The sequence below is a fragment of the Paenibacillus sp. P36 genome, from assembly GCF_045866505.1.
Classification (GTDB): domain Bacteria; phylum Bacillota; class Bacilli; order Paenibacillales; family NBRC-103111; genus Paenibacillus_E; species Paenibacillus_E chondroitinus.
Map to the genome: position 1 here is coordinate 1,800,108 of NZ_AP038372.1, position 21,544 is coordinate 1,821,651.

General features: G+C 45.0%; 19 protein-coding genes and 1 pseudogene. 15 read left to right on the forward strand and 5 right to left on the reverse strand.

Going from position 1 to position 21,544, the window contains the following annotated elements; genetic code table 11:
• Nucleotides 1-100: 100 nt before the first annotated feature.
• Nucleotides 101-1,435 carry an ABC transporter substrate-binding protein gene (locus ACKTT9_RS08300; RefSeq protein WP_407871179.1) on the reverse strand — a complete coding sequence of 445 codons (1,335 nt, stop codon included), beginning with the start codon at nt 1,433-1,435 and terminating at the stop codon, nt 101-103.
• A gap of 296 nt (nt 1,436-1,731) precedes the next feature.
• Here ACKTT9_RS08300 and ACKTT9_RS08305 point away from each other — a divergent pair, with 296 nt between their 5' ends.
• Complete coding sequence (locus ACKTT9_RS08305) at nt 1,732-2,520, forward strand: response regulator (protein ID WP_407871180.1); 789 nt, start codon at nt 1,732-1,734, stop codon at nt 2,518-2,520.
• A 33-nt stretch (nt 2,521-2,553) separates the two neighbouring features.
• On the forward strand, nt 2,554-4,296 hold the full coding sequence (locus ACKTT9_RS08310; RefSeq protein WP_407871181.1) for a sensor histidine kinase: 1,743 nt from the start codon (nt 2,554-2,556) through the stop codon (nt 4,294-4,296).
• A 544-nt stretch (nt 4,297-4,840) separates the two neighbouring features.
• Here ACKTT9_RS08310 and ACKTT9_RS08315 read toward each other — a convergent pair.
• On the reverse strand, nt 4,841-5,302 hold the full coding sequence (locus ACKTT9_RS08315; protein WP_407872989.1) for a hypothetical protein: 462 nt from the start codon (nt 5,300-5,302) through the stop codon (nt 4,841-4,843).
• 2 nt (nt 5,303-5,304) lie between these two features.
• Complete coding sequence (locus ACKTT9_RS08320; RefSeq protein ID WP_407871182.1) at nt 5,305-6,096, reverse strand: hypothetical protein; 792 nt, start codon at nt 6,094-6,096, stop codon at nt 5,305-5,307.
• A 524-nt stretch (nt 6,097-6,620) separates the two neighbouring features.
• Between ACKTT9_RS08320 and ACKTT9_RS08325 the strand changes: the two genes are divergently transcribed.
• From ACKTT9_RS08325 to ACKTT9_RS08365, 9 genes and pseudogenes are all read left to right on the forward strand, one after another.
• The gene (locus ACKTT9_RS08325; RefSeq protein WP_407871183.1) at nt 6,621-7,151 is read left to right on the forward strand and encodes a hypothetical protein; all 531 of its coding nucleotides are present in this window, start codon (nt 6,621-6,623) and stop codon (nt 7,149-7,151) included.
• Between the two features lie 305 nt (nt 7,152-7,456).
• The gene (locus ACKTT9_RS08330; RefSeq protein ID WP_407871184.1) at nt 7,457-7,756 is read left to right on the forward strand and encodes a YdcF family protein; all 300 of its coding nucleotides are present in this window, start codon (nt 7,457-7,459) and stop codon (nt 7,754-7,756) included.
• 69 nt (nt 7,757-7,825) lie between these two features.
• Nucleotides 7,826-8,284 carry a GNAT family N-acetyltransferase gene (locus ACKTT9_RS08335; RefSeq protein WP_407871185.1) on the forward strand — a complete coding sequence of 153 codons (459 nt, stop codon included), beginning with the start codon at nt 7,826-7,828 and terminating at the stop codon, nt 8,282-8,284.
• 147 nt (nt 8,285-8,431) lie between these two features.
• Nucleotides 8,432-8,869 carry a hypothetical protein gene (locus ACKTT9_RS08340; protein ID WP_407871186.1) on the forward strand — a complete coding sequence of 146 codons (438 nt, stop codon included), beginning with the start codon at nt 8,432-8,434 and terminating at the stop codon, nt 8,867-8,869.
• Between the two features lie 192 nt (nt 8,870-9,061).
• Nucleotides 9,062-9,653 (forward strand): annotated as a pseudogene (locus ACKTT9_RS08345) (phosphotransferase-like protein).
• 325 nt (nt 9,654-9,978) lie between these two features.
• Nucleotides 9,979-10,902, forward strand: coding sequence for an FAD-dependent oxidoreductase (locus tag ACKTT9_RS08350; protein ID WP_315955285.1), 924 nt, complete (start codon nt 9,979-9,981; stop codon nt 10,900-10,902).
• 29 nt (nt 10,903-10,931) lie between these two features.
• Nucleotides 10,932-11,171: a glutaredoxin family protein gene (locus tag ACKTT9_RS08355; RefSeq protein ID WP_127457915.1), complete on the forward strand. Its 240-nt coding sequence runs from the start codon at nt 10,932-10,934 to the stop codon at nt 11,169-11,171.
• A 44-nt stretch (nt 11,172-11,215) separates the two neighbouring features.
• The gene (locus ACKTT9_RS08360; RefSeq protein ID WP_407871187.1) at nt 11,216-11,782 is read left to right on the forward strand and encodes a peroxiredoxin; all 567 of its coding nucleotides are present in this window, start codon (nt 11,216-11,218) and stop codon (nt 11,780-11,782) included.
• Between the two features lie 123 nt (nt 11,783-11,905).
• Nucleotides 11,906-12,172, forward strand: coding sequence for a hypothetical protein (locus ACKTT9_RS08365; RefSeq protein ID WP_127457913.1), 267 nt, complete (start codon nt 11,906-11,908; stop codon nt 12,170-12,172).
• A gap of 65 nt (nt 12,173-12,237) precedes the next feature.
• Here ACKTT9_RS08365 and ACKTT9_RS08370 read toward each other — a convergent pair whose 3' ends face one another.
• Nucleotides 12,238-13,284 carry a LacI family DNA-binding transcriptional regulator gene (locus tag ACKTT9_RS08370; protein ID WP_407871188.1) on the reverse strand — a complete coding sequence of 349 codons (1,047 nt, stop codon included), beginning with the start codon at nt 13,282-13,284 and terminating at the stop codon, nt 12,238-12,240.
• A 218-nt stretch (nt 13,285-13,502) separates the two neighbouring features.
• Here ACKTT9_RS08370 and ACKTT9_RS08375 point away from each other — a divergent pair, with 218 nt between their 5' ends.
• Nucleotides 13,503-16,634, forward strand: coding sequence for a beta-galactosidase (locus tag ACKTT9_RS08375; protein WP_407871189.1), 3,132 nt, complete (start codon nt 13,503-13,505; stop codon nt 16,632-16,634).
• Between the two features lie 61 nt (nt 16,635-16,695).
• Here ACKTT9_RS08375 and ACKTT9_RS08380 read toward each other — a convergent pair whose 3' ends face one another.
• Entirely contained in the window at nt 16,696-16,932 is a 237-nt protein-coding gene (locus tag ACKTT9_RS08380) for an AbrB/MazE/SpoVT family DNA-binding domain-containing protein (RefSeq protein WP_127457910.1), read from the reverse strand.
• 265 nt (nt 16,933-17,197) lie between these two features.
• Between ACKTT9_RS08380 and ACKTT9_RS08385 the strand changes: the two genes are divergently transcribed.
• From ACKTT9_RS08385 to ACKTT9_RS08395, 3 genes are all read left to right on the forward strand, one after another.
• Nucleotides 17,198-18,514, forward strand: a complete 1,317-nt coding sequence (locus ACKTT9_RS08385) for an ABC transporter substrate-binding protein (protein ID WP_407871190.1) — start codon at nt 17,198-17,200, stop codon at nt 18,512-18,514.
• 81 nt (nt 18,515-18,595) lie between these two features.
• A complete protein-coding gene (locus tag ACKTT9_RS08390) occupies nt 18,596-19,387 on the forward strand; it encodes a Nif3-like dinuclear metal center hexameric protein (RefSeq protein ID WP_407871191.1) in 792 nt (263 codons plus the stop codon).
• Between the two features lie 48 nt (nt 19,388-19,435).
• Complete coding sequence (locus ACKTT9_RS08395) at nt 19,436-21,502, forward strand: alpha-glucuronidase family glycosyl hydrolase (protein WP_407871192.1); 2,067 nt, start codon at nt 19,436-19,438, stop codon at nt 21,500-21,502.
• Nucleotides 21,503-21,544: the final 42 nt, after the last annotated feature.

The window sequence follows — 21,544 nt, forward strand, 5'->3', positions numbered from 1 at the left end:
ATGAGCTTGTACTTAATGTGGAAGTGCCGCTGAAACTCAGCGGCACTTGGGAAATGCTGCGTATCGGTGTCATTTCTTAAAAGAGAGGAGCTACTGGCCGTTACTTTTTCAATTCCTTTAATTTATCCGTTTGGCGTTTGATCAGCTCATCAGCTGCGGCTGCAGGAGTTGCTTTATCGAACGCCACCCGTTGGATCAGATCTTTCAGAATATCGCCTACTTGCGAATTCTGGGAAATCGCATTGTCCGGAATCGCCTGACTCTTGGAGGCCAAATCAACAGCATCCGCTACGTTTTTATCCAGCTTGTTCGCTTGTACGATAGCGGTTTTAGTTGCTTCGACTGCAGGCACCGCTCTCACATCGCCAAGCACCTTGGCCGCTTCCGGATCGCTCAGCATCCAGTTAACGAATTTCATTGCTTCTTCCTGGTTTTCCGATCTTTTGTTTACGGCCACTACCATGGAAGGACGAATGACGGCTGCGCCTGTTTTTGCATCGCTAAAGGAAGCCGGGAGCACAGATTGAATTTCCGATCCTTTAGGCAGCGTATCTTTAAACTTGGTAACCTCGCTGCTCCAGCCTTCGACGGCGACTAGCTCTTGATTGATCCATTTCGGGTTCTGGTCGGTTTTTCCAGAGAACAGCTGGCTTTCACCAAGCGGTTGGAAAACACCGGCTTTGTAGGCCTTTTGAATCCAATCAAACGCCTCAGTCGCTTGTTCCTTTGAATAGGCCAAAGTATAATCGTCCTTGATCAGCGGGGTGTTGGTTCTTTGTCTCAACATGGAAGTAAACATAACTTGAATAACGCCCAGATCGGAATTCATGAGGTACAGCTTGCTGTCCTTTTCATGCAGCTTTTTGCCTTCCTCCAGCACCCGGTCCCAGGTCCAAGGCTGGTCCAATTTGATGCCCAGCTTGTCGGCTAGTGTTTTGTTAAATACCAGCGTACGACCGTTGGTTCCCATCGGCAAGCCGACGATTTTATTATTGTAGGTAACGAAGTTTTTCAAATAGTTGGCGTCGAAGTTTTTCAGCTCGATGCTCTTTTGATTGTTCAAGTCAAGCAGCAGCTCATTGCCCGTAGTCAGTTCTGCGAGCCAAGGCTGATCCAGCTGCATAATATCAGGGGCGCTGCCGCCGGCTAGCTGGGTTTTCATTTTTTGTTCATACCCGTCAAATCCGCCGTATTCTGCTTCAATAGTAACGTTCGGATTTTTCTGCTTGTATAAGTTGATGACATCCAGAGTGGCTTTATGCCGGGAGTCGCTGCCCCACCAGGCGAATCTGAGGTTTATAGGCTTGGAGGGATCGCTTTTACCGCCATTACCGCCTTGAGCGGAAGGTGTATCGCTGCTACCGCAGGCGGCAAGGCTAGCTGTAAGCAGTGATAAAACTACAGCGAAGCCGACAAGTTTCTTTGTCTTTTTCATGTTGTATTCCCCTTTACATTCATATATTTCATTCATTTTGGCTTGCACAATTTATTATAGCAATGGGTTTGCCCTGATAAAATCCATCTGATTTGGCAAAAGGTTTGATTATTTGTCTGAATCCGTCTGGCGAAATCGTTTGAAAAGGAGTCCAACTTTGACATTTAGGTTCAAATTTTGTGATAATACGGGTCATCCCTGATCGAAAGGTATCGAATTTGTTATACTGTTCTTAAGCTTTCCATGCATCTTTTAGTCTATCCGAATCGATCAATCCGGGAACAGGAGGGACCGCCATGTATAAACTGCTGGTTGCCGACGATGAAACGAAAATACGAAACGGCATTTGCAACTATTTCCCCTGGAGTGAAATCGGCTTCGAAATTGTGGCAGAGGCCAAAAATGGCCGGCAAGCCTTGGAATATTTGATTAAGCATGAGGTCGATGTGGTCCTAAGCGATATTAAAATGCCGGTGATGTCCGGGGTGGAGCTGGCCCAGGAGCTGTACAACCGGAAGAGCAAAACAAAAGTTGTGTTCCTTACCGGCTACAAAGAATTTGAATACGCTCAAAAGGCATTGCAATACGGAGTCAAAAGCTACATCATCAAGCCGACCAAATATGAGGAGCTAGTGGAGGTCTTCTCGCGGATTAGAGAAGAGCTGGATGAGGAAAACAGCAAAGAGGCGGCGGTAACGGCTGCTCTTGCAGAGGAAGGTGTGCAGGGAAAAACCCGCGACGAACCGATGACCGAGGGACAAGGCTACCATGAAAAGAAAATAGGGGCCATTAAAGCTTATGTGCAGGAGCATTATAAGGATGTTACGCTGGAGGGAATCGCCCGGCTGTTTCATATGAATCTGTTCTATGTAAGCAAATATTTTAAAAAGTGGTCTGGGCAAAACTTCTCCGATTATGTTATCTCCGTTAAGATGGAAAAGGCAGCAGAGCTGCTGCAGGACATTACGTATAAAACCTATGAAATTGGAAGTGCGGTGGGCTACGATAATGCAAAAAACTTCTCGCGGGCGTTCAAGCTGTATTTTGGCAAAAGCCCCAGAGAATACCGCGATACACCTCATTAAGCTAAGGTATACTGCGAGCGGAAAGGCGGTCCGATGAAAGCCAGATTTTTTATTAAGCATTTGACGATGTTCCTGATCCCTATGTTCATCTCGCTCATTATTCTCGGGGCGCTTTCTTTGTTGATTACAAAAAATTATATAAAGGAAGATATCAATAAATCTTCGGTTAATTTACTGAAGCAGACCAAGGCTAATATTGAGCTGATCTTGAGTGAAACGGATCCGATGAGTCTCGTTTACGGAAATGATACGAAGGTTATTGAAGCTCTAAACTCGATTTTGAAAAATAGCTCACTTACCCATGAAGAGCTGATCTCCTATGACATTCTGAAGGGTTTTTTGAATGCGCCTGCCAATGCCCGCCCGTATATTGACTCCTTCTATTTATATTTTCCGAATGAGCATGGAAGGTTTATTTCCAAGCAGGGATTAACGGAATTATATAGCTATTACGACAAAGACTGGTATAAGCATTACATGGAGAAGGATAGCAGCGTCCGGCTGTGGATTGAATCCCGGATGGTCAAGCCTTTTAACTTCGAAACGAAACCGACCCGCATCGTCACCCTGTACCAGCGCATTGCGGCTACCGACGGCGTGATTGTCCTTAATATATTGCCGGGTTACATCGAGTCGATTCTGAAATCGTTATCTACCTTAGCCGAGCAGTGTATCCTGGTTGTCAATGAGAACAATCAGATTATTTTCAGCGATAAGCAGCCAGACTATTTGCAGCATCTGCAGCTGGAGCAATTGAAGCAATCGGAGCAAGCTTTTTATACGGTGCATGACGGGCAGGATACCTATATTGTGACCCGGCTAGGTTCATCCCGTTACGGATGGACATACATGTCTATCGTTCCGCAGCGGGCACTGTACGAGGTGCCGTTTATGATTATTCAAATGACAGTGGTGCTACTGCTGTTTTCATTGGTGGTCGGTTTTGTGCTGGCCTTTTATTTTACGAAAAACCGTTACAAGCAGTTGACTAACATTATTCATATTTTGGATTCCGCAGAAAATGGCAGTACGTTGCCCCAGCTGCCGGACAGGGTTAAGGACGAGTACGGGTATATCATTCAAAATATCATCAAAACGTTTATCGAACAAAACTTTCTCAAGGTTCAGCTCTCGGAACGGCGTTACAAGCTTCAGGTCGCCCAGCTGACGGCGCTGCAGTCGCAAATAAACCCTCACTTTCTGTTTAATACGCTAGAGACGCTGAATTGGGAAACGATCGCCTTGACGGGACGACCAAATCAGGTGACGCGAATCATAGATAATCTTTCGGAAATTCTCCGTTATTCCCTCACGAATCCGGAGGAGCCGGTGTCCTTGAAGAAGGAAATCAAAAATTTGCAAAGCTATATTGAAATCCAAAAGTACCGGTATGAGGACAAATTCGATATGATCTGGGAATACGATCCTGTTTTGATCGGCGGCAAGGTTATGAAACTGCTGCTACAGCCGTTCGTGGAGAACAGCATTTATCATGGTATTAAAGAAAAAGATGACAGTAGTTTGATTAAAATCCGTATTGAACTGGAGGGTGAGGATGTACTTATCGGCATCATCGATAACGGTTTAGGCATGTCGCGAAAGCAGCTGAACAAGATAAGAAACGGACTATTGCAGGAGCATGAATATTCGGAGAGCATCGGCATGATCAATACGAATAAGCGGATCAAGCTGGCCTACGGTGATGATTACGGCATCGTGATCCGTAGTAAATCTGGCTGGGGGACGGCCGTCTACATGCGGCTGCCTATGCTTTGAGCGAGCATCGTCCGGGCTGGCGGTGAAGGGTGAAGAATGAGGGGAGCTGTGAGAAATGAATCGCGTTGCCAGTCGAACGATTGTTTTGCCCGAAATTCCATGCTTGAGCCACCACAAAGATCTGGAAGTAAGAAGACTATAGAGTTATACATGACAGAACTTCTGTCCTTGAATAAACAAGTAGACTAAGCTAAAGCATAACGATAAAGGAACAGCGGTTGCTTCGGTAGCCGTTTTTGCTATCCCTGCTAACTGGAAGTCAGGGGTAAGACTCCCGTGCTATGCATTTTTCGGTAACAATGGACTGACACTAGAGTAACTAACTTATCATAGATGCGATGCGAGAGAAGTGTAATTGAAAACGAAGATTTAAGGGTAAAGGGATGCTGTAATGCTGTCGGGTGACAAGAACTTGATCCCATTCCCGACAGAATCATTCAAGCGTTCTTTGTTAAGCTCTAACAAGATACTTTAGTTCAATCAAACATGAGTTACGTTTGGCTGTCTTCGCTAAACTACCGGGCAGTATTGTTTAATAAGGTTATTAACATTGAACTCTTGCAATTCCTAATGCCAAGTGATGCCAGAGGATATTTTCAATGCGATCTGCTTGGTTATCTTCACATTCCACGATTAAGATAACCTCCCCGTTTTTCCCGCGTAGAAGTTGTTTACGCTTTTTTATTACTTTATATATAAAAAGATCTATAAGAAATCCGAATAAAAATCCTCCTACTGCTCCAATAAGTCCCCAGTAAATTGGCCCCCATTGTAATTTAAATCCAAGACTTGCTCCAACGACAGAAAATGCCGTGCCCAATGCTGCTCCTGTGCTTATAAGGGAAACCCCATCTGAATTATGAATGGAGTCAAAAATTCTCCGCTCCACTTTTCGATTAGTTAAAGGGACAGCGAAAATGTTTTCTTTGGTCACACCGCTTTTTTCCAACTCATTGATAGCTAACTCTAAATATGTTGAATGCTCAAAGGTGGAGAAAATTTGCAACATTAGCTCACCACCTTTCCTCTTTTAACTTTAAACCCCGGATTTTGATAATTTTTAACAAGGAAATCTTGTTGTTCTTTCTCGAACAATTTGTTATTTTCTACGGTATTGATATAGGAGTCGAAAATAGAAAACCCCCACATGGAAGGCATATATAACAGCCATTGTTTGTCCAATATTTCTGTTGCATTTTGAATTTTACCATAGAAAAGAAGCTGGACGGCTTCGAGCAAATGTGAAAAATACAAGAACACAATTGTCCAAGTAATTGAGAAAAATGCTACAATAATTCGGTGAATATGCAATTGCCCAAGTCCAGGCATAAAAATCGACCAAAAAACAGACATGATCGGACTACGTTTGTCCAAATAGTTAATTTCCAGTGCTCCTAGACTGAAAGAATTAAAGGGAGCGTTTTCTTGTTCCGCGAGCAAATACACCTTGTTCATGTCGACCGCAGTCCGATAACTGTCCCAAATGCCAAAAAGATAAACGGGAATATACATTAACAACCATCTGGAGTCCAAGGTTTGTTTAGCTAGGTCAATATCTCCACAAAATGTATGGATCATAGCTAAATTGATTTTGGCATTGTAATTAACAACCACCTCCCAAATGAAAAGGACCAATCCGCGTAAGTATTTACTTAATAGAAGGTGTCCAAAGCCCGGAAAAGCTGCTGACCACCATGCCATAATGTACGGATTTCGCAAATGAAATTGGGTTGTCCCAAAGATACTTACATGTGCTTTGAAACGCCGATACTTGTTATCTACGTTTTTAAAGTTATCCATGAAAATGCCCTCATTGTATTGTTTTGAGATGATGCAAAGGTAGTATTTCCAATTCGTGTAAATTTTAATGATTTACTTTGTTTTTTAACGCTCTTTTTGTATTCGGGTATTATCGGAGTGAATGATGTGCGTTAAAAATCCCGTTAAAAATCCATCCTAAGGAAAACAGGTGCTATCTTTATTAGAGGAAAGCACCTGTTTTGCTGTTTTAGAATATCTTCATTTTGGCTTAACATTTTTAGTGAAAATCACGAGTTGAAAAACATTGATTAACCTAACGGATACGTTAGTTTATAAATAACAATCAAAATGGGCCGCCGGCATGATCGGCAGCCTTTGCTCAACTAAAGGGCAGTATAGGTGAAATCTTACTCGCACTGATTTGGACAAACAGGATAGTTGGAAAACTTCACGAATGCCTTAATCAATCAGATATGTGAAATTTTATGAAGTTCATTAATAGGGCTTTATCCGAAACTCGGTTTAATATCTGAAAATAGTTTAATATGCGAGGAGATAATATCATGAATGAAGCGAATGATCTAAAACAAGAAATAATTAATGACTTGCTTATATTAATTCCAAAAGCAGTAAAGGAAATAAGTATACCTGAAGCCCAAAAAGTTTGTTTTGTGGCACTCTACAGAAATGATTACGATCCATTAGTAAGGGTAATTCAATTAGGATTTGAAGATGTAAGACAATCCAATTTTGAAAAAGACGGAATTTGGTTGGCTTGGAACTCCGGGGACCAACCACGTAAATACCGAAATGATTTAAGCGGAACTTCAATTAAAGAGAAAGAAGAACGATTTATTAATATGCATGATCCTGATGAGTACTATGGAGAATGGTGGAAACAGTGTATTAGTATTATGGATCAAGTTTCACTCAAATTAAATGAATATGACTGGAATAGTATATTTGGCAATATTACAGATGATTTTGTAGTGTATGTAGACTGGGAAGGATTAGATGTTGAGAATGGAGATTTAACAAATTGTATACCACCTAAAAAGCTTGAAAAACTTAAAAATAAAGGACTTATTAACTAATTTCTGAGTGTTTATCGATTAGGATAACTCCGTATTCATGCTACGGGGCTACGCCATTGGTTTTGCTCGAGACAATTCATTGAAGTAGATTCGAGCAGACTACACTGCACTGACTAACCGCCATCGCATCACTGAACTAAACGGTGAACTATAGCTTACGATCGGCTGCCTTTTCCACGGGCAGAATAACGTAGCAATTGAAATAATTTAATAAGTCTAATAACAACGTTTTTGGTGGTAAAATATGGACGATCTGTACCATTGGAGGATCTGTTCACACCAAATAAGATGCTTAGGGGGTTTTTATGCCTTTTCCATTCGATTGTATTAGCGATTTTATGTTTTTTGAAACGGAACTTGAGCAATCAGATGTTATTTTAATACCAGGCGCTAGTCATCCTCAATTAATGGAAAGAGCTTCAATGTTATATCATCAAGGCATCGCTCCATTTATACTACCTTCTGGTAGTTCCACCCCACATGTAGAAACAACTGAATGGGAATTTCTGAGGAATGTTGGAATGTCAGTAGGAGTCCCTTCAGAATCAATATTTAAAGAAGATAAAGCAACTAACACATTTGAAAATTCTTTTTCGTTGAACTAATTGCTGTTCTATCTTCAAAAAAAACGCATCAAAATATAGTAACTTAATAGTTCAATTAGGGGGATGAATGTGAATTTTAAATTCCTAGATTTTGACCTCATTTCAGGTAAGGAAATAACTTTATGCATTCATAGAAAGATTCCTGGAGATGAAGGGAAGGGATTTGTCCCTGCATATAAATATAACATCGTTCTTACGAGTTCTAATGAAATAGTAGGTAAAATTGATGTTCGAATTGGGAACAATGAAAACCTTTACTACGGTGGACATATAGGTTATTCGATAATTGAAAAATTTCAAGGAAAACATTATGCTGCAAAGGCTTGTCTGTTGATTAAGCAAGTAGCTCTGGCACATTTCATGGAGAATCTAATAATTACATGTAATCCAGATAATATTCCCTCCAGAAAAACATGTGAATACATCGGGGCTAAATTGAATGATATTGTTGACCTTCCTCCCAATAATGATATGTACCTTGAAGGAGAAAGACAAAAGTGTATTTATGAGTGGTCTTTATTAAACTAAAGGCGAACTATAGTTGAGGGGCATGCTTCGTGGCAGCTCCTCATTTGTTTATCAAAGTAACAGGCAGGATAACCAAACTTATGCTTCCTCACATGGTATAATATGGTATATTGGGGGGGTTCAAAAGTAGGAGGTGTTATTGAACTCATGAAATATCGAATATTGTTTTCTCTTGTTTTATCAATTCTTTTATTTATTTCAGGTTGTACAAACAAAGAATCAGTTATTAATTTAAAAGGAAAGTCAGATGAGGTTGTTTATTATGGGAAAGGAGAAGAGTGGCTTGCCACCTATTCAATATTTAAAGTTAAAAATTCATTGTTTGATTCGATATATATTCAAAATATTGGGGGAAACAGAGAAGCAAAAATCGGACCAATTGAGTATCAATTAGTTGGCGGAGAAGGGTTTAAGTTTGAAAGCCAGTATCCTCAGGAATTACAAGGAGTTAGAAGTTTTCACACGTCATCTGAAGCAAATGCTGATGTTGTCACCATTAAACCCACTACGGATGACGTTTTCAAACTCACCATAAAATACAATGGAAAGATAGAAACTCTAACACTCAGTTCCATTGCGCATTAAACTAACGAATAACGTTTGTTTAATATACAGTTAATAGGAGGCTGCCGGCACGATCGGCAGCCTTTCGCTTACGATAGGACAGGTTAATTCAATCGTTTCTAGAATATTTTATGAGTTGGATAATTTTATAAATTTGTAATTACGACGTTATCTGAAAGATAGAAATGACTATTTTTTGAAGGGATGATTAAATTGAAGCAAGGGATGTTAGTTTTTCTAAATGGAACTTCAAGTTCCGGAAAGTCCTCCATATCGACTGAACTGATAAATCTGAAAGAGATTCCCTTTTATCATTTATCAATCGATGATTTTTTTAATAATTACAATGATTTTATTAATAATATTTCCAGATGAACCTCCAAGAGAAATAGATCATCAGGTTGTCTCACAAATACTTGATGATTCCATATTCTCAGTGTACCATTCCACGATTAAATTGTTATTAGAATTAGGTTTTAATGTAATAGCAGTTACCGTAATCGACAATGACAAGAGGTTTAATGAGTTTGTTGATCTGTTTTTTGATCAGCCTACGTTATTTATAGGTGTAATATGCTCGAAAGAAGAACTCATAAGAAGAGAGCAAATACGAGGAGATAGACGGATTGGACTAGTAGCCTCACAGTTTAGTAAAGTTTATTGCTTTGATGAATATGACCTCGAAGTAAATACAGAAGAGATGAATCCAACAGAATGTGCCGGAAAGATATTAAGTTTTATTAAATCAAATAAGGAATACTCTTTATTTAAGAAATTACGTAAAAGAAATGTTAGTGTTTTCTAGATGGCGTAACCAGATACCACCATATTCAAGTATTGGGGCTATCCCCCCTCGGGTTGCCGAGGGATTTCGGGAATTGATCTAACGATGAACGTTAGTTAAATGGGACAGTGCAGCAGCCGGTTAATAATGCCGGCTGCTGACGTTGTATTTAAGGGCAAATACTTGTTCAAAAATTAAACGGGACTTTCTTGTCGTTGTACTCCTCCTTATTTATAATAATTATCAAAAAGTATTGACTTTCATTTATATTTATTTATAATAATTATTATCTGATATCGATTATCAGTGGACAAGCAGTGGAACGGATAGAAAGGGTGCAGCGGCAATGTACGATGTCATTATTATTGGAGCAGGACCGGCAGGAGCTTCAGCTGCCATCTATACAGCTAGAGGAAACTTGAAGACGTTGGTGATTGATAAGGCACCGAATACGGGAGCTTTGGCCATCACGCACAAAATTGCGAATTACCCAGGGGTAATTGGGGCGATGTCTGGCAAGGAACTGCTGGATACGATGCGGGAGCAAGCAAAAGGCTTCGGCGCTGAATTTATTCAAACAACAATTACGGCTGTAGATGTGGAAGATGAGACGAAAGTCGTGTTTACGGCGGACGGTATGTATGAAGGCAAATCGATTATCATTGCGACAGGGTCGAAAGGACGCAACCGTATGCTTCCTGGTGAAGAGAACCTGCTTGGGCGTGGCGTGAGTACTTGTGCAACGTGTGACGGAGCTTTTTTTGAGGGGAAAACGGTCGCAGTCATCGGTGATTCGGAAGAAGCGCTCGAAGAAGCCCAGGCACTAAGCAAATTTGCGGAAAAAATCCATTTCGTGGTGCCGCGCCCTGAATTGCAAGGCGTTCATCATACCCCGGAGATACCTGGCACGGACATCCTCTACAAAGCCAAACCGCTTGAAGTGCTTGGCACCAATAAGGTAGAAGGACTTCGCATTCGCACAGGCGTTGGTACGGAGGAAGTTCTTGAGGTGGACGGCGTTTTCGTCTTCCTATCCGGCAGCAAACCGGGGACAGACTTCCTGCAGGGTCAAGTGCCGCTGGATGAAGAGGGCTTTATGATTCTCGACAGCTCGATGCAATCATCAGTTCCAGGCGTTTTTGGCGCAGGCGAAGTTAGACGCACACCTGTTAAGCAAGCGGTCGTTGCAGCTGCGGATGGAGCGATTGCAGCCATGGCCGTTGATAAATTTATTAATAAACGGGCTCAATTGATCCCGCAATATAAATAATCTTACAACTTATTAGGAGATGAAATCATATGTCTAATGTCATTGTTTATTCAAGCACGAATTGCCCTTATTGCCAGCAGTTAAAAAAATACTTAACCGATCAGCAAGTGGCCTATGAAGAAAGAAATATTGATCTAAATGACCAATATGGCCAAGAGCTTCACGATATGGGCATGATGTCACTGCCGGTAACGGTGATTGGCGAGCACAAAATTCTAGGTCTCAATGTGACCAAGCTCAAAAAGGCTTTGGCTGAAGTAACTGTTTAATCCACAATCCACATAAAATAGATAGATAAAGAGGAGAGAGAACCATGACACAATTAACTGCACAACCATCCCAATCTTTTGCTAAAATAGGACTGCCAGCACCAAGCTTTTCACTCTTGTCCACGAAAAACATGGAAACTTTAGAAGAAAAAATTTCTCTTGAGGATTACAGAGGCAAGTGGTTAGTATTCTTCTTCTGGCCTTTCGATTTCACTTACGTATGTCCAACGGAAATTACGGCTTTCAGCGACAACTATGAAGAGTTCCTAGATTTGGATTGCGAAATCGTAGGGGCATCCGTGGATAGTGTGTACACGCATAGAGCCTGGACACAAACGCCGCGCGATCAAAGCGGTATCGGTCCCGTGAAATTCCCGCTCGTCAGCGATTTCTCCAAAGAAACAGCGCGCGCTTATGGCGTTCTGGATGATGAAACAGGTGCGGCTCACCGCGGTTTGTTCATTATCGACCCTGAAGGCGTGCTGCGCTACCAAGTCGTAACAGACATGAATGTTGGACGTTCGGTAGACGAGACGCTGCGTGTGCTTCAAGCGCTTCAAGCTGGAGGGCTTTGCCCGGCGAACTGGAAACCAGGCGATAAAACACTATAATTGATAAATATAGTAAGCCCCAATCCGTATCTAATCCACGGATTGGGGCTTTCGTGTGCATTCGGGGCTGCATTTGCAGTATAATAGAAAAGCAAATGAGGTAACGACAGAAAGGTTAGATCGATGATGCAGTCCATTTCGGACAAACTATTTATGGGTTCTTTGATTTTATTGATGATTTCCGTTGTGGTCAGCGGTATCGGGTTTCAATTCGTGAACTGGCGCACGCAAGTGACAGATGAGTTGGATGAGGAGACGAATTCCAGTTCCGCCCGCAAGAAGGCGGTCATGGAGCGTCAAGATAAGAGCTTAAAACGTGTGATTCGTTCCTATTTATTTTGGATCGCGATTGCCGGCATGCTCGTATCCGTCTTACTCTCTCGATTGTAGGCTCTTTTAATACAGAAAAAGGCGTATAGCGGCTCTTGGAGCCCGTGCTATATGCCTTTTTTCGTTTAACCGGAATCTCGCGCGATGAAACGGGACGAGAGAATGATCTTCTCGGCTTGTCTTCCCGGGTGTTTGAGCCGGTACAGGAGAGTTTCCACTGCCCGAATGCCAAGCGATTCTTTCGCAAGCTCAATGGTGCTAAGAGGCGGATGCGCATAAGCGGAGGCATCAATGTTATCGATTCCGATGACCTTAACCTGGCCCGGAACATCGATGCCATGGCGTTTAAGAATGGGAATCAGCTCCAGCGCGATTTGATCGTTAGCACAGATCATGCCTTCGGGCAGGCTTTCAGGTGAAAGTGCCGACACTTTGCGCTCCAGGTATTGGAGGACCTGACGACTCTGGTAGGGAATGCTCCATTTCTTCAACGAGTAGTCCTCGTCCGGTTTGCTCAAATCCTCCATGGCCATTCGGCAGCCCCAGAAGCGCTCCTTGAAGCTGACGGCAAATTGATCATCGCCGACGAAAACAAGCCGTTTCAAACCGGCGGCGAGAAGGCGTTGACAGGCCATTTTACCCGAGTCCAGATTATTATTGAGAACGCAATCTACATCCACCAGAGGTTCGGAATGGTCAATTAATACGAGCGGAATCCCGGTTTGCTGGAGGGAGATGACCGAAAGGGTAGGAAAAGTTCCTGCCAGAAGATGGCCAGCGCAGTGGTCAGGATTCACATACGAAGGAATCTGCAGCTGTTCATTATGATGAGCCGGAACAGGGATAATCAGATGCTCGAAGCCCAGCTCCTTGCTGGCCGTCCCGATCCCCGCGAGAACTTTCCCCCAGAAGGGATTGTCCTGCTGATAAATGGCCTGAATCCAAACCAGAATGTAAGGCGTTTGCCCGTTAACGCTCATCGTTTCATTATTCAGGCTTCCGGAGGTCTGCGCTGCTGATTGCATGAGATATCCCATGGCTTTCGCCATTTCTTGGATACGAAGCCGGTTCTCCTCGCTTACACCTGATTTTCCGGACAACGCTTGGGACACGGTATATTTAGACAGTCCTAGTCGATCTGCTATTTGCTGCATGGAAACTTTTTTGCTCAATGAATGCACCTACTTCATTAAAATCATAAATTACATAACAAAACTAACAAATCTCATTGTTCACTAAAAAAGAAATATTGTCAATCTACAAGGAAGTCTACGTATAAAAATGAATTGACGTTAAGAGTGAAAATGATTACAGTAGGGGTGCTGAAGTAGATGTTAGCCTAACAAAAATAACAATTAATGAAATGCTAAGCACAACGGGAGGTTTTAAAATGGGTAACTGTGTAATTTTTTATGATGCAGCGTTTCCTTATGAAGGCACTCGGCCGGACAGCCGCAGTCTAGAAGCATTGGCACAATTGGGCCGCATTGTTGGCGCTGAGGAGTTACCGGAAGTTTTGCTGCAAGGGACGGCTGACAATTTTCTTCATCTTCATGGGCGGTATTTTCCAAAAGCAGCTTGGGAAGCGGTGATGTCGCATGTCCGCAGAGGGAAAGGGCTGCTTCATATCGGGAGCGCGCCATTTCGAGTACCGGTTTATCCAAGCAGCGAGGGATGGACGGCGGAAGCAGAGCAAACCGGCTACCACCAGCTTTTGCAGATTCACGAGGTGCTGCCTGTCGATCCGGCGCCGATTGCCCGTTATGCGGCTCATGCGGATTTGCCTTTGTTAGCCGGCAAAGAGGCGCTGTTTCAAGTGCAGCCAACGGTTGGTCTGGCACTTCACGTAACTCGCGCGGATGATCATCCGGGTCAAGTTGGCTCGAGCGGACCGATGGACGCCCACCTTTTGCCGCTGCTGAAAGGAGTTTCGCCAGAAGGCCGCGAAGTTGCGGCGCCAATCGTGCTGCTGGAGAACACGAAGGGTGATTTTGCAGGCGGACGCTGGATTTTCGCCAACTTGGTGACGGATGATGCCTTCTGGACACAAGGGGGAGCGGAGGTGCTGAGGGACTTGGCTGCCTTCACGGCGCGGGGAGTAACCGAAATTTGGTTCAAGCCGAACTACGCCTGTTATGATCCCGGTGATCGAGCGGCATTGACCATTCAATTGCAAACGCTTGCCAATCGCGAAGCAGCTGTCTCGGCTAATACGTCGTGGACATTCCATGTTCAGGTGAAGAAAGACGGCGTTTCGGAGCCGTTATGGTCAACTTCTGTTCAAATGGATGCATCACGCGAGCTGACTTATAAAAAACTGAACGTGCCGGTCGACCTAGAACCCAGTTATTATTCGGCGGTATGTACAGCCGTTGCAAATACAGGAGAGAAGCGCATCTACCAGCAGGGTTTCTGGGGATATGATGCGGAATTGCTGCGCGAAGGAACACCGCTTTCCTGCGATCGCGACTATTTCATCAAAGATGGACGTCCGCTGCCGATCGTTGGCATGACCTATATGACGAGCGATGTGGCGCGGAAATTTCTTTTTCTGCCTAACGTATCGGTTTGGGACAAGGATATCGCACAAATGGTCAAAGCAGGAATTAACCTGCTGCGCACAGGGATTTGGTCCGCATGGCGCCAAGTGATGTTCGTCGATGGACATCCTTATGAAGAAGTGCTGCGTGCCATTGATGCTTTCATTTTGACTTGTAAAAAGCACAACATTGAAGTCACGTTTAATTTCTTCGCCTTTACACCGGAGCTGTGGGAAGGTGTCAATCCGTATCTGGATCCGCGCAGCGTGGAAGCTCAGAAGCGATTTATTTCGGCAATCGTGTCGCGCCATAAAGAAACAACGAATGTCCATTGGGATTTGATCAATGAGCCGTCCATGTTTAACCCGAATAAGCCATTTTCCGGGCCACAATCCGCTCAGGACAAATTCGAGAAAGCAGCGTTCACCGCATGGCTGGAAAACCGTCACGGCGATATTCGCAAGCTGCAGGAGCGTTGGAATATGACGCCAATTGAACTGCCAGATTTTCAGAGCGCAAAACTACCCGATGTTTCGGAAATGAACATGAAGACGACCGAAATGCTGGAGAAAAAAGGCGGGCCATGGCTGGATTATACGTATTTTACGATGGATATGCATAATCGCTGGGCTAGTGAATTAATTGCGACCATCCGCAGCATCAATCCTGCTCATTTGGCAACGGTTGGTCAGGATGAGGGACTTGGCGCACTGCGTCCATCACCATTTTTCTATGCGGAAGTAGTGGACTATACGACGGTTCATACCTGGTGGTTAATGGATCAGTTAGTGTGGGACGGTATTTTCTCCAAAGCGCCGGATAAGCCGAGCCTGATTCAGGAAACTGGCATCATGTATATAGAAACAGCTGATGGACGCGCAAAACGTTCGGAGCATGAGCTTCGGAACATTTTGGAGCGCAAGTATGCCTATGCCTTTTCGACGGGCGGGGCGGGCGCTGTGCAGTGGATTTGGAATATTAACTTCTATATGAACAATATTAATGAATCGCATATTGGTGCGCTTCGAGCAGATGGCACAGAGAAACCGGAAGCGGATGTTTCGTATGATTTCGGCGCTTTTATGGGTCGTATTCGGGATTTGTTTGTAGACCGTCAGTTGGAAGAAGTCGTGACTATTTTCCCTTACTCCAATGATTTTTCAACCCGAAGATTAGCTGGCGAAGCCACTTCCAAGCTGACTCGCACGCTGGCGTATTCAATGAATGTGCCTTTCCGTGGCATGGGTGAGTATCAATTGGATGCTTTGGAGCACAATCCTCCTAAGCTGATTATTGTACCTAGTGCACACAATTTCAGCGATGAAGCGTTGGAAAAGCTGACTCAGCATGTGCGCACGCATGGCGGAACGCTTTTATTCACAGGGCCGCTTGGGCTGAATGAATACTGGACACCGGTATCGCGTCTGACAGATGTGGTGGGCGAGACGGTGTTGAGCAACATTTTGCGGGAAGAAATGATGGTCTTGAACGGTAGCCAGTACCCTGTCTCATTCAGCGGTGCCCGGATTTCACAAGTGAACAAAGAGGTCGCGCTCTCTGAAGGCGATGATGAGAACAGCGGATGGAGCTCTGGGCACGGAACCACCCGCCGTTATGCGCTTGGCAAAGGGCAGCTCATCTGGTGTCCGCTGCCGGTTGAATTAAATGAGCGTGGTGAAAGTATAGAAGCGTTGTACAACTATGCTTTGGCGGAAGCCGGCGTATCAGAGGAAATGAAGTGGGTGAAAGGTGGGCAACTGCCGGGCGTTTACGGACGCAAGCTGAGCTTCTCCAAAGGTTCATTGTATATTTTCGTGTCGGAGTATAGCGTAGATACAGCGATCGAAGTGAAAGATCCGGGTACTGGCCGAAGCTATGCTTTTGAGCTTGAGTCGGAGCGTACCGTCATGTTCGCGGCAGATCGGGAAGGCGCATTGTTAGCTGTTTACCGCCCGGATCAAGTGGTCGTCAACGTGAAATAAATAAAAAAGCCTCTGCGCCGCAGCAGCTGACGACAGTCAGCTTAGCGGACAGAGGCTTTTATTAATTGATTTCCTCAACGCAGGAGCTACAAACCATTTTCCCTTTGAAATAGGTCATATCCTCGAAATTACCGCAGAATACACAAGCGGGCATATACTTTTTCAAGGTGATACGTTCCGGATCGACATAAACTTCAATTGCGTCACCAATATCAATGTGCAGCGTTCTCCGAAGCTCAATCGGCAAAACGATGCGCCCTAATTCGTCAACTTTCCTTACAATCCCCGTTGATCTCATGTTAAACAGCCTCCTGGACAATTTGAGTTTAATCGTTTCATTACATGGATAACTACTCTTATTCCACATTTGAACTTGAATTCCTTTTATTTACTCGAAGGTATTATGTTAAACTTTGCATAAGTATTGGAGGATGCCTATAATGGTGATCAATATCGGGCAAATTTATAATAATTCGTGCATCTCTCTTATATAAAGCCTAATCCACTATTGGTACTATAAATGTAAGCAAAACATCACTGACGAAGTAGGGGGATTACAAACGATGATTAAATGGAAGCGTTCTCTAGGCGTTGTGTTAGCGACCGCGTTGGCCGGGTCTCTAGTAGCCTGTGCTAACGGCGGCAATACAAATAGCAAAGCAGATTCACAAGGCACAGCGACAGCAACGACCGCAGCGGCTTCGAATGAGCCGGTGAAATTACGCATTATGTGGTGGGGGGCTACGGTTCGCCATGAAGCAACACTCGCTGCATTGAAATTGTACACGGAAAAGCATCCGAACGTTACTTTTGAGCCTGAGTATTCCGGCATTGACGGCTATTTGGACAAGCTGTCTACGCAAGCAGCTGCGAATAATGCGCCAGATATTATGCAGCTTGATCCAGGTTGGATTTCGGATTGGGCGGGACGCAATCAATTGGCTCCGCTGACAGGTGTTGATGTGAGCAAAATCGATACGAAAGTATTGTCCGGTGGACAAGCTGGGGGCAAGCAGTATGCGATGCCTTTAGGTTCAGTGGCCTACGGGATGATCTTCGATAAAGCTGCAATGGATAAGCTTGGTTTGAAAGCTCCGGAAAACGGCTGGTCATGGGATGATTTCTTCGCGCTTGCAAAAGAAGCAAAAACGAAGCTTCCGGAAGGTCAATACTTCACGAAGGATTACGCCGGTGACTATTTCGCTTACTCCGCCTTCCAATATGCGAAAGGCAAGGGCATGGTCGTATCGGATACAGGGAAATTCAATGTGGACCAGGCTACTTTCTTAGAGTGGACACGTAATTTTGACGAGATGCGTAAGAATGGCATCGTGCCTCCTGCTGATGTGAACTCCTCGGATAAAGAGTTTGATCCGAAAATGGATTTGATGGTTAACGGTAAAATTTTGTTCCGCATGGGCTTTTCCAGCAACTATGGCTCTTGGGATAGCCTGAAAAAAGGAGCTTATGCCCTTGTTACCATGCCTCGTACGGTTGAAGCGGGCGGTTGGTTGAAACCATCCTTGTATTTGGGTGTTTCCGCAACATCGAAGAAAGCGGAAGAGGCGAAAAAATTCGTGGATTGGTTCGTCAACGATCCGGAAGCTGCCAAAATCTTGACAACTGTACGCGGTTTGCCGGTTAACAAAGACATTGCTGCATCCTTGGAGTCCAGTATGAGCGATGTTGATAAAATCGGATCTGCGCTCCTGCACGCAACCGAGAAAGACGGTCAAACCTGGAATCCAGGCGTGAAAGGTTGGACGAACTATATCGATAAAGATTGGCCGCTTGTTCGCGATCAACTGAGCTTTGGGAAATCAACGCCGGAGCAAGCTTTTGAACAACTGAAAGTGGCGGCACAAGCCTACGAAAAATAAGGCAAAAACGAGTCCGGGACATGCCTGTTCCGGCTCTTGTTTTTTTACTGTGTAACTCGGGATAGAAAGGGACTGATGGTTATGGCGATTCGCGTTCAAGATGTCCTGAATCAGTTAATCGAACCGGTTGGACGGCTGGAGGTAACGGTAGATACGCTGAAGTCGGGTGACCCCTCGATGGAAGTGAAGGGTATTGCAACGACGTTCATGGCAACCCAAGATGTCATTCAAAAGGCCATTGACAAAGGTGTGAATTTGCTCATAACGCATGAAGGCACCTTTTACCATCATCATGACCAGATTGGACATCTCGTGGATGATCCGGTTTATCAAGCGAAGCAAAAGCTGATCGAAGATTCCGGGATTGCGATTTTCCGGTTCCACGATTATTGGCATCGATATCGGCCGGATGGTATCATGACGGGCTTAATTCAGAGCTTAGAATGGGCGCCGTTTGTAACGGAAAATAGACCTGCGGCTTCGCTGCTGACGGTTCCGCCAATGACAGTTAAGGAGCTTGCTCTTTATGTGAAAAATAAGCTGGGGATCTCCTTCGTACGAGTTGCCGGCGACGGGTCAATGATTTGCACGCGCGTCGGCCTGCTTGCGGGATATAGAGGCGGGGGCGGCATGACTATTCCTCTCTTTCAGGAAGAGGTGGATGTGATTATCGCGGGGGAAGGCCCCGAATGGGAAACGCCGGAATATGTGCGTGACGCTGTGCATCAAGGCAGGAAGAAAGCTTTTATTGCACTCGGACATGCGGAAAGCGAAGAGCCGGGCATGAAATATTTGGCGGAGATGATGGCGGCATTATATCCGAGTCTACCCGTACATTTCATTTCGGAAAAGCAGGTTTTTCAAGTGATGTAATCACTAAAATACTAAAATAATCATGACAGGGAGAGGAAGATTTTTCTCATGAGCGATACAACAACACAACAAACCGGCTATCAGGCTTGGCTTGAATACCACCCAATTGCACTGAACCAGGTTCAACAATATGCCGGTTACAGCGGAATTGTTTGTACGGAAAAGGAAGAAGCCATTCAATCGGCTGTCCAAGAACTCTCCCGCGGCATCAGCAAGATGCTGGGCAAGGAGCTTGCTGTCTCTGAAAATGGCGAAGACAGAATTGTGATTGCGCTGGGCACATTTGGCGGCGGTAATGCGCTGGTAGATCGCGTTTTTGACGAAGGGACTCGATCAGCTGTTAAACCTGAAGGGTTTGCGATCAAAACGGATCAAGCGAGCGGCAGCCTTGTTATCGGTGCTTCGTCGGCGTCCGGTGTTTTGTATGGCGTCTTTCATTTGCTTCGACTTATTAGCACTTATCAATCCGTGAATAACTTAGATGTTATTGAAAATCCAGCGAACATGCTGCGCATGATAAATCAATGGGATAATATTGATGGTAGTATTGAACGGGGCTACGCAGGAAAGTCGATATTCTTTGAAAATAACCGCATCACAACGGATCTGACACGCGTTCGCGATTATGCAAGATTGCTAGCTTCTTCGGGGCTTAATGCCATTTCCATCAACAATGTGAATGTTCATCACTGGGAAACGAAGTTCTTGACCGGGGAGTACCTGCCGGATGTTGCTAGGGTAGCAGGGGTATTCCGTTCGTACGGCATCAAGCTGTTCTTGAGCGTCAACTATGCCAGTCCGCTTGAAATTGGAGGCCTTTCGACAGCCGATCCTCTTGATCCAGCTGTACGCGAATGGTGGCGTGTTAAAGCAGCTGAAGTATACGCCGCGATTCCGGATTTCGGCGGCTTCCTGGTGAAGGCGGATTCGGAGAACCGCCCAGGACCATTTACGTATGATCGTGATCATGCGGACGGCTCGAATATGCTGGCGGAGGCGCTTAAGCCTTACGGCGGCATTGTGATTTGGCGCTGCTTCGTCTATAACTGCAAGCAGGATTGGCGTGACCGGGCGACCGATCGGGCGCGGGCGGCGTATGATCATTTTAAACCGCTGGATGGAAGATTCATGGATAATGTCATTCTGCAGGTGAAAAATGGCCCGATGGATTTCCAAGTGCGGGAGCCTGTTTCTCCGTTGATTGGCGCCATGGAGGCGACGAATCAAATGATCGAATTCCAGATTACGCAGGAATATACCGGGCAGCAGCGCCATTTGTGCTACCTCGTGCCACAATGGAAAGAAGTCCTTGATTTCGAGACTTACGCGAAAGGGGACGGCTCCAGTATTAAACGTATTGTCGATGGTTCTCTGTATGGCAATCGATTTAGCGGTTTTGCCGCCGTCTCCAATATCGGAAACGACACCAATTGGACAGGCCATTTGTTGGCGCAAGCGAACCTGTATGGCTACGGCCGATTGGCGTGGAATCCAGAGCTGTCCGCGGAAGAGATCGCGGAGGAGTGGATTCGCATGGCGCTTGGCGCGGACGAGAAGCTGGTGAGCGTTGTTATGGGGATGCTCATGGACTCATGGAGCATCTATGAAGCGTATACGTCGCCGCTTGGTGTGGGCTGGATGGTGAATCCAGACCATCACTACGGTCCGAACGTAGACGGCTATGAGTATTCGAAGTGGGGGACGTACCACTTTGCGGATTGCTATGGCATTGGCGTCGATCGGACGAAGGCGACGGGGACGGGGTATGCTGCGCAGTACAAGGGCAAGAACTACGACACCTACGAGTCGGTTGAAAACTGCCCGGATGAGCTGCTGCTGTTTTTCCATCACGTGCCGTATACGCATGTGCTGCACTCGGGCCAAACCGTGATTCAGCATATTTATAACACGCATTTCGAGGGCGTGGAGCGGGCTGAGCAGCTGGTGGCGAAGTGGGCTAGCCTGGAAGGAAGCGTTGGCGAGCTGGTGCATAAGCACGTAGCGGATCGTCTCGCGGAGCAGGCCGCGCATGCACAAGAATGGCGCGATATGATTAACACGTATTTCTTCCGGAAAAGCGGCATTGCGGATGCGCTGGGAAGAAAGATTTATTGAGATTAGTTAAGGAGCAGCGTATTTGGCTGCTTCTTTTTTTTA

Bases quoted from the DNA above. Each gene is read 5' to 3' on its own strand.
- ACKTT9_RS08300 (WP_407871179.1), bottom strand. From the start codon at position 1,435: ATGAAAAAGACAAAGAAACTTGTCGGCTTCGCTGTAGTTTTATCACTG.
- ACKTT9_RS08305 (WP_407871180.1), top strand. From the start codon at position 1,732: ATGTATAAACTGCTGGTTGCCGACGATGAAACGAAAATACGAAACGGC.
- ACKTT9_RS08310 (WP_407871181.1), top strand. From the start codon at position 2,554: ATGAAAGCCAGATTTTTTATTAAGCATTTGACGATGTTCCTGATCCCT.
- ACKTT9_RS08320 (WP_407871182.1), bottom strand. From the start codon at position 6,096: ATGGATAACTTTAAAAACGTAGATAACAAGTATCGGCGTTTCAAAGCA.
- ACKTT9_RS08325 (WP_407871183.1), top strand. From the start codon at position 6,621: ATGAATGAAGCGAATGATCTAAAACAAGAAATAATTAATGACTTGCTT.
- ACKTT9_RS08330 (WP_407871184.1), top strand. From the start codon at position 7,457: ATGCCTTTTCCATTCGATTGTATTAGCGATTTTATGTTTTTTGAAACG.
- ACKTT9_RS08340 (WP_407871186.1), top strand. From the start codon at position 8,432: ATGAAATATCGAATATTGTTTTCTCTTGTTTTATCAATTCTTTTATTT.
- ACKTT9_RS08350 (WP_315955285.1), top strand. From the start codon at position 9,979: ATGTACGATGTCATTATTATTGGAGCAGGACCGGCAGGAGCTTCAGCT.
- ACKTT9_RS08355 (WP_127457915.1), top strand. From the start codon at position 10,932: ATGTCTAATGTCATTGTTTATTCAAGCACGAATTGCCCTTATTGCCAG.
- ACKTT9_RS08360 (WP_407871187.1), top strand. From the start codon at position 11,216: ATGACACAATTAACTGCACAACCATCCCAATCTTTTGCTAAAATAGGA.
- ACKTT9_RS08365 (WP_127457913.1), top strand. From the start codon at position 11,906: ATGATGCAGTCCATTTCGGACAAACTATTTATGGGTTCTTTGATTTTA.
- ACKTT9_RS08375 (WP_407871189.1), top strand. From the start codon at position 13,503: ATGGGTAACTGTGTAATTTTTTATGATGCAGCGTTTCCTTATGAAGGC.
- ACKTT9_RS08380 (WP_127457910.1), bottom strand. From the start codon at position 16,932: ATGAGATCAACGGGGATTGTAAGGAAAGTTGACGAATTAGGGCGCATC.
- ACKTT9_RS08385 (WP_407871190.1), top strand. From the start codon at position 17,198: ATGATTAAATGGAAGCGTTCTCTAGGCGTTGTGTTAGCGACCGCGTTG.
- ACKTT9_RS08390 (WP_407871191.1), top strand. From the start codon at position 18,596: ATGGCGATTCGCGTTCAAGATGTCCTGAATCAGTTAATCGAACCGGTT.
- ACKTT9_RS08395 (WP_407871192.1), top strand. From the start codon at position 19,436: ATGAGCGATACAACAACACAACAAACCGGCTATCAGGCTTGGCTTGAA.